Origin of the sequence: Colwellia sp. 5_MG-2023, from assembly GCF_030547795.1 — a bacterium.
In the GTDB taxonomy this organism is placed as follows: domain Bacteria; phylum Pseudomonadota; class Gammaproteobacteria; order Enterobacterales; family Alteromonadaceae; genus Colwellia.
The window spans coordinates 19,269-31,931 of sequence record NZ_JAUOPW010000025.1; the positions used below are offsets into that span (position 1 = coordinate 19,269).

Annotated in this window: 13 protein-coding genes; 8 read left to right on the forward strand and 5 right to left on the reverse strand. The window is 36.5% G+C overall.

The features are described 5' to 3' along the window. A complete protein-coding gene (locus tag Q4496_RS14545; RefSeq protein WP_215973907.1) occupies window positions 1-2,355 on the reverse strand; it encodes a TonB-dependent siderophore receptor in 2,355 nt (784 codons plus the stop codon). Window positions 2,356-3,020: 665 nt separating this feature from the next. On the opposite strand from Q4496_RS14545, the gene Q4496_RS14550 reads away from it, so the two are divergent. Next, entirely contained in the window at window positions 3,021-3,389 is a 369-nt protein-coding gene (locus Q4496_RS14550; RefSeq protein WP_159821826.1) for a PH domain-containing protein, read from the forward strand. Between the two features lie 192 nt (window positions 3,390-3,581). On the opposite strand, the gene Q4496_RS14555 is transcribed toward Q4496_RS14550, so the two are convergent. Then, window positions 3,582-3,785: a YheV family putative zinc ribbon protein gene (locus Q4496_RS14555; RefSeq protein WP_159821828.1), complete on the reverse strand. Its 204-nt coding sequence runs from the start codon at window positions 3,783-3,785 to the stop codon at window positions 3,582-3,584. A 169-nt stretch (window positions 3,786-3,954) separates the two neighbouring features. Between Q4496_RS14555 and Q4496_RS14560 the strand changes: the two genes are divergently transcribed. The 4 genes from Q4496_RS14560 to Q4496_RS14575 all read left to right on the forward strand — a co-directional run bounded on the left by Q4496_RS14560 (window position 3,955) and on the right by Q4496_RS14575 (window position 7,239). Then, complete coding sequence (locus Q4496_RS14560) at window positions 3,955-5,877, forward strand: ATP-binding cassette domain-containing protein (RefSeq protein WP_215973910.1); 1,923 nt, start codon at window positions 3,955-3,957, stop codon at window positions 5,875-5,877. Window positions 5,878-5,968: 91 nt separating this feature from the next. Further along, window positions 5,969-6,709, forward strand: a complete 741-nt coding sequence (locus tag Q4496_RS14565) for a tetratricopeptide repeat protein (protein WP_215973911.1) — start codon at window positions 5,969-5,971, stop codon at window positions 6,707-6,709. Between the two features lie 68 nt (window positions 6,710-6,777). After that, complete coding sequence (locus Q4496_RS14570) at window positions 6,778-6,906, forward strand: DUF3149 domain-containing protein (protein WP_215973912.1); 129 nt, start codon at window positions 6,778-6,780, stop codon at window positions 6,904-6,906. A 105-nt stretch (window positions 6,907-7,011) separates the two neighbouring features. Beyond that, window positions 7,012-7,239 (forward strand): YheU family protein, encoded by a 228-nt coding sequence (locus Q4496_RS14575; RefSeq protein WP_215973913.1) that lies wholly within the window; start codon window positions 7,012-7,014, stop codon window positions 7,237-7,239. 113 nt (window positions 7,240-7,352) lie between these two features. Here the strand turns inward: Q4496_RS14575 and cysQ are convergent, their stop codons facing one another. Further along, complete coding sequence (cysQ, locus tag Q4496_RS14580) at window positions 7,353-8,189, reverse strand: 3'(2'),5'-bisphosphate nucleotidase CysQ (protein WP_303610739.1); 837 nt, start codon at window positions 8,187-8,189, stop codon at window positions 7,353-7,355. A gap of 10 nt (window positions 8,190-8,199) precedes the next feature. Then, window positions 8,200-8,772, reverse strand: coding sequence for an ADP compounds hydrolase NudE (gene nudE, locus Q4496_RS14585; RefSeq protein WP_215973914.1), 573 nt, complete (start codon window positions 8,770-8,772; stop codon window positions 8,200-8,202). A gap of 67 nt (window positions 8,773-8,839) precedes the next feature. Between nudE and yrfG the strand changes: the two genes are divergently transcribed. Then, on the forward strand, window positions 8,840-9,508 hold the full coding sequence (yrfG, locus tag Q4496_RS14590) for a GMP/IMP nucleotidase (RefSeq protein WP_303610722.1): 669 nt from the start codon (window positions 8,840-8,842) through the stop codon (window positions 9,506-9,508). 16 nt (window positions 9,509-9,524) lie between these two features. Here the strand turns inward: yrfG and Q4496_RS14595 are convergent, their stop codons facing one another. Further along, window positions 9,525-10,607 (reverse strand): XdhC family protein, encoded by a 1,083-nt coding sequence (locus Q4496_RS14595; protein ID WP_252727606.1) that lies wholly within the window; start codon window positions 10,605-10,607, stop codon window positions 9,525-9,527. Between the two features lie 481 nt (window positions 10,608-11,088). Between Q4496_RS14595 and Q4496_RS14600 the strand changes: the two genes are divergently transcribed. Continuing rightward, entirely contained in the window at window positions 11,089-12,120 is a 1,032-nt protein-coding gene (locus Q4496_RS14600; RefSeq protein ID WP_252727608.1) for a permease, read from the forward strand. Between the two features lie 94 nt (window positions 12,121-12,214). Continuing rightward, complete coding sequence (locus Q4496_RS14605; protein WP_215973916.1) at window positions 12,215-12,604, forward strand: helix-turn-helix transcriptional regulator; 390 nt, start codon at window positions 12,215-12,217, stop codon at window positions 12,602-12,604. Window positions 12,605-12,663 lie beyond the last annotated feature (59 nt).

Below are 12,663 nucleotides of genomic sequence, written 5' to 3' on the forward strand. Positions count from 1 at the left end.
TTAAAATGTATATTGTAGAGTGACTTTGGCGTGAATAGGTAATTCAGGAAACACCAAAGTTGAACCAAAATAACCGCCCTCAAATACAGGCCTCCAGTTTTTTTGGTTAGTTATATTGTTAACATCAATACGTAGTTTTGCTTGTTTGTTAATAGTATAGCTAGAATTAACATTTAACGTATATTGGTCGCGAATTTGTACTGTTGCTAAGTAATCAAGTGGATAACTTGATGTATAAAGGGCAGCAAAACCTGCTTGCCATTTATCAGTAATATAACGACCACCATTTAGCGTTAATGATTGTTCTGGAATACCTTGTAATCGACGGTTTGAACGTTCAAATGACGCAAAATTGGGCGCTCCGATGCCAGTACCTTCAATGATATCTGGACGAGAGTTATCAAAAGCATCCGCTACTTGTGTTGAGCTTTGGCTACTAGTTGAGTTGTCATAACGCGCATCAATATAGCTGTAGCCAAGGTTAAACCAATAAGGGGCTGCATCATAAAATACTTGTAACTCGACACCTTTGGTTTCGATACCGGTGTTGCTGCCATCTCGGTTACGTAAACTTCGACGTTGATTAAATATTGCCGTATCAACATACCAAGAGCTGTCACTAGGAATATATTTTAAACCCACTTCATGTAACGTATTATCTGTAGCAAAGTTTTGTGCGCTAATTAAATTATCTGCCCCTAATGTAATACCACCTGCCATACTATTTGATGTAGCTTGATTATAACTAGTCGCAGCATACACGGTAATATCAGAATCTAGCTTATAGTTAATGCTCGCTTGCCCAGAGTGTAACGTTTCATTAATCGTATCTTTTGCGGCTTCTTGCCCTGTAGGGGCGATAGGATCTCGAGCTTTCACATCGTAAAAATCAATACGATACCCTAAATTTGTGCGTAAACGCTCGCTCCATTGGCTATCTTGCTGAATGGCAAAACCTGTTTGCCAAGTTGTTGAGTCAGTTGTATCTGATAATGAAAAATCACCAACATTGTCGCCATTAATGTCGTACTGACCACCAGGTGAAACAAATAAACCAGGGCGTAGTTCAACTAATTTAGCTTGCTGCTCTGTTGTTAGCGGAATACGACGGTTTTCAATAGGACCCGTTAAATCAATAGGTAAATCCGCTTCTGTGGTAAATTGGCTGTAACCCAATACTTTGTTATAACGCACATCCACTGCAAAGATAGTTTGCTGTTCATTATTCCAATTATGACTTAATTCTAGTCTATTTTGCGCAGTATGAGCACCATCAATTATTTCAACAAAACTATTTTGTGCAATTTCATCACGAGTTAAGTGCTGATAATACGAAGTATTTTTTAATCGTGTTTGACCACTTAATTCTCGTGTATAGGTGCTATGTAACAAAAAGGTAGTCGCATCATTCTCATTATCTGGATCAGTTAATACATTACTTCTATTTATTTTAACTTGCCCTGTAGGAGAAACAATAGCACCCGCACCAGGTACAGTGCTGCCATTACTTTGTACACCTTGACCTGTAATATACAAACCATCATCAATTAACGCTTGTGTAGGGCGGTTAATTCCTGCGTTATCTGTGAACTCAACTTGATAATATTCAAAATTAATATCCCAAGTACTTTGACTGTCTGGTAAAAAACGAAAGGCGGTATAAATACTGTCGCTTTTAAAGCTACTGTAATCATAAAAACTACCGTTATCAATATGTTCAGCGCTTACGCGTATACCACTTTCACCTTCAATAATCGGTGCACCAACATCTATTTGAGCACTATATTGATCCCAGCGGCCAGCCGTTAAATTAATTTTTGCGGCACGCTCATCAATAGAGGCTTTTTTAGATTGTAAATTAACAAAACCACCATTACGTTGACTGCTACCAAACAATACTGTTGGCGCGCCTTTAACAACATCTATTTGATCAACTGAATTAAATGATAAAGGAATACCAAAGCCGTTATTACCAGCTTGTCGACGCATACCGTCTTGAAACAATTCACCTAATTGACCACGTAATGTAGGTAAACTTGGTGCGCCAAAACCACTTGCTGAATAACTATTCGGGCTAACAGCCAAGATATCTTGCAGACTGGTAATATTAAGCTGCTCCATCATTTCTTGAGTGATAGGCGTAATTGAGCGAGCAATATCACCTAAACCTAAGTCATCCCCAAAAGGGCCATTGACCATGGCATTTTTAGGCGAAATATTGTGGTTTTGAATCGCTCGCCCCGATATTTCAATCACTTCTGTGACTTCAGTGCTAAGTTCACTTTTTTCTTCAGCATATACGATTGGGATCTGAAGAATAAAAAGAATGCTAAGAGTTATTACGCTGTACTTCATGTTGCTATTTTTAATTATCGTTATATGATGACAAAATAGACCTAGCTTATTAACAATAAATTTCAATTTTTATTATTGTTGGCTAACTTTATGCACAATCTGTAATTGATTAATGGTATTAATAAAGCATAAACCTCTTATATGTAATAGCTGTAGCAAAGCGCTTAGGCCCAATAACAATATAACGCTAGTTCACTCTTTTATTATTGGTTTTATTATTTCTTGGGCAATTAAATATTACACAGAACTCAGCTTTATCTAGCTAATTAGCGTAGACCTTTTTTTATACCAGTGTCATTAATTAAGTGAACAAATTTATACATAGAAAAATTGCCAAATACAAGGCATTTATTTCAATAACTAGTTGTTATAATTATTAAATAAATAACGATGTAGTTGGTGATTTTAGCAAATAGAAATGAGCACATAGTTAGTGAGGTGGTATTATTATATTTTTTCAGCCGATAATTGATTTGCTATTCTCGCTTGAAGAAGGCGATACTCTCTGATAATTTCCTAATACCAACGTATACTAATTTCAGCGAATACTTGTTACAGACAAAAAATACAAAGACTCGTTACCGTTTATTCGAGTTAACTTTATTTTATATTTACCAAACAATGACACATCACTAAACTCATGTGTTAATGACAAAGGATATCCAATGATAGATTTCGATAATAAAGGTTTTTTCAAACTTAAGCAGAATGCTGAATACGCAGAAAAAGTAAATGATTTACTGTTAGATGATGAAAGAATAGTTGATTCATTTAAATCAATGCGAGATGGCGTTATTTTTACCAGCAAAAGAATTATCGCCGTTAATGTGCAAGGGATTACTGGCAGCAAAAAGGATTTCACTTCATTACCTTACAAAAATATTGTTGCGTATTCTATTGAAACATCAGGCACGTTCGATCTTGATTCTGAATTAGAAATTTACTTTTCAGCGATTGGTAAAGTTAAATTTGAATTTACAGGTAAGTCTTCAATGGTTGAAATATCAAAAATAATTTCAAGCTACTTACTGTAAGTTTGAATAATAATGCTGCGCTAGCATTATAAAAAAGAGCATTATAAAAAAGAGCATTAAAAGGAAATACTTACGGCTAGATAGTATAAATTTATTTTAGCCCTCTAAGTAATCCTTTCTTTTTTTGGTAAAAATTCGAATTGAATGCACATCCTGTGCAACCAACAAGCGTTATTTTTAATACCAAACCTATTAAGGTTTAAATACACCAATCACTTGCTCATGTTGACGTACTACTTCTTCAACTTGTGGCTCGCTTTGTGTCATTTGATCACCACAACTAACGCAAGTCACTTTTTCTACACCGTCTTCTTTTGTCAATGCTAACGTATCTTGCGCTTTACATTTAGGGCAAATAGCCCCTGCAATAAATCTTTTTCTCTGCTGCTTTTTCATGTGTAATCGCCCTGCTTAATAAGTTATTTAAATGACTTAACTAATAAATAATCTGGATAATCGTTATTTTACCTTGAATAGTGGCAACAGGAAAAGCGACAATGCACAGGTATTTTATAATCAGCGCTTTTAGCTATTTTTCACTCATGATTTATATAAGGAAAAAACATTGATCACCGCCAGCGATTTAAGCTTAGACAGAGGTGCAAAAAACCTAATAACAGCCTCTAGTTTCACTATACATCCTAACCATAAAGTGGGCTTAGTTGGCAGTAACGGCTGTGGTAAATCGTCTCTTTTCGCCGCTTTACTCGGAGAGTTATCGCCTGATGCAGGAGATTTATCTTTACCGAGCAGTTGGTCGATAGCAACAGTGAAGCAAGAAACACCGTCTCTTGAGCAATCTGCCCTTGACTATGTAATGGATGGCGACAAAGAATATCGCCAACTAGAACAGCAATTAGAGCAAGCGCGCCTCAATGACGATGGTAACCTAGAAGCAATATTAATCAATAAAATAGATACTATTCATGGTTATAGCTTACCTGCTCGTGCTGGAGAGTTATTACATGGTTTAGGCTTTTTACAAAATCAACTGACCAATCCTGTCAAAGATTTCTCGGGTGGTTGGCGAATGCGTTTAAACTTAGCGCAAGCATTAATAAGCCGTGCTGATTTATTACTGCTCGATGAACCAACCAACCATTTGGATTTAGACGCCGTTATTTGGCTACAACGCTGGTTGAAACGTTTTACTGGCACCCTAGTACTTATTTCGCATGATCGTGATTTTCTTGATACGGTGATTAATCAAATTTTACATATTGAACACCAACGCGCCAAGCTTTATAGCGGTAATTACACCTCTTTTGAAAGACAACGTGCTGAACATTTAGCCCAACAAGATGTACAGTTTCAGAAACAGCAAAAAGAAGCAGCCAACTTAACGGCCTTTGTTGATAGATTTAGAGCCAAAGCCAGTAAAGCTAAACAGGCGCAAAGTCGTTTAAAACGTTTAGAAAAGCTACCAAATTTAGCGCCTGCACATGTTGACAGCCAATTTACTTTTAATTTTGAACAACCAGACAACTTACCTTACCCATTACTGTCTCTCACTGAGAGTCAGTGTGGCTATAGCACTGAAGCCATCATCCTTAACGATGTAGGTTTAACGTTAGTACCTGGTAGTCGCATCGGTTTATTAGGTAGAAATGGCGCGGGTAAATCCACATTAATTAAATCACTCGCCGGTGAGATAGCCTTACTTAATGGCGAACGTTATTGTGCTCAAGAGTTAAAAATAGGTTATTTCTCTCAACATCAATTAGAACAATTACACGCTAGTTCAAGCCCTGTCGATCATATTCTTCGTGCAAAGCCTGCACTAGGTGAACCACAAGCGAGAAGCTTTTTGGGTAAGTTTGGCTTTAGTGGCGATCAAGCCCTTGAAGCTGTTATTAATATGTCTGGTGGTGAAAAAGCACGTTTAGTATTAGCACTTATTGTTTTAGAGAAGCCACAACTACTATTACTCGATGAGCCTACTAACCATTTAGATTTAGAAATGCGACAAGCTTTAGTGATGGCATTGCAAGATTTTGGCGGCGCTATAATCTTAATAGCGCATGATCGCTTTTTACTCGAATCTTGTGTTGATGAATTCTATTTGGTGGCTAATGGTAGTGTCATTGACTTCAATGGAGATATTGATGATTATCAACAATGGCTCAACGACGACAAAAAACAGACCTTTACTAATAATAAAATAGAAAACACGTCTAATGACAGTGATAATGAAGATAAAGGCTTAGACAAAAAACAGTTGCGTCAACAACAAGCGGAATTACGTAAGAAGTCTGCTCCATTACGCAAAGAGTCGGATAAGTTAGAAAAACAAATAGCTCAATGGCAAAAAGAGTTAGCACAAGTAGAGGCTTTACTTAGTGACAGTGATATATATCAAGCTGAACGCAAGAAAGAGTTAACAACACAACTCAAGCTACAGGCTAATTTAAAAGATAATATAGAAGAAAGTGAAATGCTTTGGCTAGAAATAGCCGAGCAAATTGAAGAAATCATGTCTTCAAATTAAAAATTTGAGCTACACTTATTTAAGCCGAGTTCAGTTTTTATGTTATGTAATAACACTTATTATTAATGAAAAAATATTAAAGAGAAAAGTTATGCGAAATTATATAAGCACATTTATTTTTTTACTGGCAAGTGGTTTTTCTACGCTAAGCCAAGGTAATGATCTTGAACAGGGTATTTACGAATTAAACCGTGGCGAATTTCATGCTGCTATTGAGCAATTTCGACCTTTAGTCGCTGAAGGTTATGCACCTGCACAATATCAAATGGCACTTGTTTATCAAAACGGTTATGGCGTTCCTAAAGATGGTATGAAGGCTTTGGCATTATTTGAGTTAGCTGCAGAGCAAAATGATTCTGATGCTCAATTCGAACTAGCCTTAATTTATACCGAAGGTAAACTAGTTAAACAAGACTTAAAAAAAGCATACCAATTAACCTATAAAGCAGCCAAAAAAGGTTTAGCAAGTGCGCAGTTTAATCTAGCCGTTATGTATGCAAATGGTACAGGTGTCGATCAAGATGACTTCAAAGCCTCTCGTTGGTATAAAAATGCCGCAGATCAAAATCACGCGTTGGCACAATTTAACCTTGCCTTACTTTATAGTGAAGGCAAAGGCGTAGAAAAAAGTACCGAAATGTCGCTTGTATGGAATACCATCGCGTCTTGGAATGGTTACCCTAATGCGAATACTAGCCGTATACTTGATGAACGAGAACTATCTAGAGTAAAAATAGACGCAGCAGTAGAAAAAGCGAATAAAATTTACCGTAAGATTATCGAGCAACAAACCATTAAAGCAGAAATGGCTAAAAAGAACGATTTATATTGATCTACATCACCTTATAAATATTAGAGGTTTACTATACTAAGCCTAATGATAAATATAAGGAGTTAATTATGAATTTTATTACTATGCTTAAGAATGATCCTGTTGTGATGTTTTCTATTGGCGGCTTAGCTATTGTATTGGGGATTTGTGCATTTTACGTTTATTACTTTATTAAACATATTAGTGACGATTCTTAATCGTTAACTTCAGGATGCTAATCTGTTTCTTTAATCGATAGAGTAATCGAGGCTTATGTCGTACAATAGCTTTTCTTAATGTACGACCTTCCTCAAAAGTAACCAATGATTATTCCATTAGATCAAATTCAAGAAGATACTCTAGATGCTATTATTGAAGAATTTATTTTACGTGAAGGCACAGACTACGGTGCTGTCGATACCAGTAAAGCAAATAAAATAGCTCAGGTAAAATTACAGTTAAAACAAGGTAGTGCCGTATTAGTTTACTCTGAACTACATGAAAGTGTTAATATTTTACCAAGTGATCAATTTAAACAAGAAGAAAGTTAATCTGCGACGATCATTATAGCGATTGAGATCCTAAACCAAGTTCAGGATAGCGACAATAAATCACTAGCGTAAATAATTACTACTGTTAATTATGCAGAGCCTGAGCGCCAGTACTAATCGCTATAAATTTTTCGATGGGCTTTAATGACTTCTTCCCAAGGAATGTTTTGATTTCCTAAGCTAAGAAAGTCAGGGTTGAGTAGGCTATCCCTTTTATTATAAGTAAGAGGATTAAACTCACTGTCGATAATAGTGCCCCCCGCCTGCTCTAAAATACATTGGCTAGCTCCTGTATCCCACTCACCAGTAACACCTATACGTAAGTAGCAGTCAGCTCCACCTTCAGCAATTAAACAGTTTTTCAATGAACAACTACCCAATGCAACATGCTCAAAGTCAAAGTTTTTATTCAAGTACTGACCCATTAACTCTATCCGCTGACGTTTACTAATGGCTACTTTAATACGACGAGGTTCTTGATACTCTGCAACATGAATTTGATGACTACTATTATTAGTTTTAAGGTTACATTCCTTAAAAGCGCCTAAATTATTTTGTCCGTAATAAGTTAGGCAATGATCAGGCGCATGAATAACACCAATACTTGGCCAACCATTCTCAATTAATGCGATATTTACAGCAAAATCACCGCTACCAATAATAAACTCCCCCGTCCCATCAATAGGGTCAAGTAACCAATATCGTTGCCAGTTTTTTCGCTGCGATAACGGAACGGCCCCAACTTCTTCAGAAATAATTGGAATATCTGGCGTTAACGTTTTAAGTTGATCCATTAAGATATCATTAGAAGCTATATCAGCACTCGTAACAGGGCTATTATCTGACTTCATATTCGCAGTAAAGCTCTGATCTCGATAATACTTCATTACCTCAACGCCAGCTTTTTTAGCGCTTTCTAAGGCAACATTTAATAGCTTTTCGTCACTCATGCTCATATCTCTAATCCTGATTGGATAACTTGCTTGGGGAAAGGTAATCAATTAATAACATTAAGGCCGCGATACTGCGAGCTTCTTGAAAATCAGGTTGGCGTAATAACGCCTTATAGTCTTTAATTGGCCAAGGAACAACATCTAAGGGTTCAGGTTCATCACCTTCAAGCATTGAAGGATATAAATCACTAGCAACGAAGATATCCATTTTTGCGTTAAAGAAAGCGGGAGCCATCATCACTTGAGAGAGGAAGTTTAATTGCTTGCTACCATAAAAAATTTCTTCTTGTAATTCACGGTTAGCAGCCTCTTCAGGTGATTCTCCTGGATCAATTAACCCTTTAGGAAAACCTAACTCATAACTATGAGTACCTGCGCAATATTCTCTTACTAATAATATAGTATCAGCGTCGAGCATAGGTACTATCATTACCGCACCATTTCCAGAGCCAACCATTCGTTCATACTGGCGCTCTTCGCCATTACTAAAAGTTAGTTCAAGCTGTTCAATAGCAAATAAACGACTTTTTGCCACTTGATTTCGACTATTGATCTTTGGTAATTTATTTTTCCCTATCATAAGCTTGCGTATTTCGTTCTACATAACGCTATAATGACACGATAAACATCAATTATGGAACCTCTAAATGCTCAATTGGGAAAAAATTAACTTAGTTCTGCTCGATATGGACGGTACTTTATTAGACTTACATTTCGATAATTTTTTTTGGCATAACCATATCCCATCTAAATACGCCCAAGCACACAATGTCTCCTTAGCTGAAGCTCAACGATATTTACATATTGAAACCAGTAAAGTGGCCGGAGAAATTGAGTGGTATTGTTTGGATTATTGGACTGATAAACTTGATTTACCCATTGTTGAGTTAAAAAAAGAAATTCAGCATAAAATTGCGCTACGCCCAGATACATTACCTTTTTTATCTGCGCTTAAAGCAGCGAATAAACAAGTGGTATTATTAACAAATGCTCACCCCGATAGTTTGTCGCTCAAGGTTGAAAGAACAGCCTTAGATCAACATATTGATGTATTAATCTCAACTCACCGCTATGGTGCAACTAAAGAGTCACAAGTTTTATGGCAAAAGTTACAAGCCGACTTAAAATTTGAGAATGATTCAACATTATTTGTTGATGATAATTTAACAATTTTAAATAGCGCTAAGGAATTTGGTATACAACATTTACTTGCCGTAGCAAATCCAGATTCAACATTACCGAACATTAATGCCGTTCATCTACAAGGCTACTCTTACATAACAGACTATAAAAACATTATCGATGATATTATTTAATTGCCAGTGAAAGCTGTTATAAAACTTGGCTAAATGATTGCGCATTGCGTTTAAATAAATTTGCATGGCATTCAGCCAATATCGACAATGCAATGCTTTCAGGCAATGTGCCACCAATATTAAGACCCGCCGGACCTGCAAATACAAAAGGTAACATAGTTTCTTTGATATTCGCTTGCATGATCACTTGCTGCTTTCTATGTTGTGGGCCAAGTAAAGCCATATATTGTAAACTTGAATGTGCCAAAGCATGTAATGCATGTGCATCTATACTTATATTATGGCTCATTAAAATCGCAGCATTAACGTTTTTATCAGCGACAAAAGTTGCTAACACGCCAGCCTCACCTTTAATAAGATAATCAACATTTGCAAAATATTCTTTTCGAGCATTTGCGGGGCGAGGATCCCATAAAGAAACTTGCCAACCTAACTGCTTTGCCATATTAACTAAAGGTCTAGCATCAATTCCACCGCCAACAATAAGTAAATGCGGCTCAGGAGTAATAGGCGTCGCTAACCAAGTCGCCCTGTCTTTAATAAGTATATTATTGGTCTTGCTTTCATTTTTTGGTGCAACAAAGTTTGTTTCGGTCAAGCTTGATGCTGAAATAAGCGTAGCTGTTTCAGCTATATCAGTAACACACTTAGCTTCAAAATACGCTTTTCCATCAGTATTATCGTCAACAATACGCTGATAAAAGTAACCCGAAGTACGGTTATTAAGTGCTTCATAAACATCAATTAACGACAAATAGTCATTATCAGCATGAATCTGCTGCAACATGATATAAATAGTACCACCACAACCAATGCCTAAATGGAATGACATATCATCTTCATCAGAGCCGTCATAACACAATAGCTTTGTTACACCCGTTTGCATGACTTTACGTGCAGTAACGGCAATATCAGACTCTAAACAGCCACCACTTAACATACCTAATTGATGACCTTGACTACTAAATAACATCATAGCCCCTGCTTTTCGATAACAAGGGCCTTCCGTTTTATAAATAGTCGCTAAAACCCAATCGCAATTATCCTTATTGGGATACCATTGCGTTAACAAGTGTGACAAATGGTTACTAATGTTCATTCCAACCTATAAATTTAAACTAACATTGACGCAAACGATAAATCTCAATGACACTTACCTGAAGCTGTAAATACAACATAACTTAATACTGGCAAAAGAAGATAAAACAGGCTCGCAAGCCCTGTTAGTTTATCGTCAAACTCTCAAATTATAAGAGTAACTACTTATACCAAATTACACAGAAGTAAACGACCAAGCGGCGTATAATTACGATTAAATGCTATAAGATTTAAGTTACTCAAATAGCATTAAGCTATTAAAGTAGCAATATGGCCATTTTCAAATGACTCTACGCCTATTAACTAAAGCATATTACTTTTAACTGGCTACTTCTTTCTACAATAGACTTTAAATAATATCAGTAATAACAGTTGAAAACATATATTCACTAACAGTATTTAGTAACAAAAATAATACTTGCATAAATGCGCATATGTGATTATCTTGTAGTTCAATTTACACAATTACTTGAGATAATGTTTTGAATACTGAAAAATTAATGATTGCGCTAAATGAGTTTACTCATGTTGGAGGCGCTTTAGTCCTTATTATTGCTGTTGTTTCTATTCTTACCGGATTTATGCGTGAATACATTCCGCAAGATAAGCTACAGAAAAAATTAACTAAACATGAAAAATGGGGATCATTACTTGGCGCAAGCTTTGGTATGTTAACCCCTTTCTGCAGTGCAGCTGTGGTACCCGTTACAATGGGCATGGCATCCATGGGCGCTTCACTAGGTACAGTATTAAGCTTTTTAATTTCAGCCCCTTTATGTAACTTCATCGTATTAGCAATGATCTATGCAACCTTTGGCTTAAAAATCACAGTTATTTATTTAGTCATCACATTTACTGCAGCTGTTTTAGGTGGATGGTTGATTTCTAAATCGCCTTGGCGAAATGAGATCAAACGCGGTGAAGAATTAGAAGGACCTACATCACAGCCTAGTTGTGGTGGAGCAGTTCAAACATCGAGTGCATGTGCTGCAACTAGCCCTACTTCAACTAGTTGTGCTACTCAATCAAAAACACAGCCATCGATTAATTCAATAAATATGAATTGTGATTCATCTGCAACTCTGGTTATGGAGTCAGTTGAACCATCAAAAATCCACAAAGCATTGCGATTCGCATTAGCCTTATTCAAAAAGATCGTGCCTTATGTATTATTAGGTGCACTAATTAGTGGTTTGTCTGCTGCGTATTTACCAGCAGAATTAGTGGAAAAATATGTTGGCGGAGGTGATTTACAATCAATTATAATCGCTGCTGTTATTGGTGTGCCACTTTACTTACGTATTGAGATGGCAATCCCCTTATTAAGTGTTCTTATTCTTAAGGGAATGGCCTTAGGCCCAGCTTTAGCATTGATTATTGGTGGTACAGGTGCCAGTCTGCCTGAAATCGCGCTTGTGTCTGCTGTGCTAAAAAGAAAAGCCGTAATAGCATTTGTTTTTATTGTACTTACTACTGCTATTCTTGGTGGCGTGATCTTTCAATACCTAGTGTAAACAAGTCAGTAAATAAATTTCGATGTAGCCTTTCTGTTGGAGTTGGTATAATGGCTTTATATTATTTTAACGCAATCAGAAAGGTTATTAACTGATGGATGAGAAGTATATTGATGCACTAAAAGCTTTATCAGACCCCACTCGACTACGTTTGTTTTGGCTTTTAGTACATATAGATCAGAGGATTAATGTTGCTGAAGCTATGGATGTTATTGGTGACACGCAATATAACGTTTCTCGCAATCTAAAAATGCTGCACAAAGCTGGTTTAATCACCCCAACCAAACAAGGTAAGTGGGTTTATTATACTTTAAACGAGCAAACCGCTTTACATTGTAGAGCCTTAGTAGATTCAGTGAGATTTTTACCAGAGGAAAACTTCTCTGATGTCACTAAACGTTGTATGTTGCGTTTAGCCATGCGAGATAATGGTGAGTGTGTTGTTGGTGCCAATAGTGAACAATGGATATCAGCAAATAAGTAGATTGATTAAACCGAGTTCAGGTTGTGCGCTATAAACCTGAAATCAGTTATATCAATACT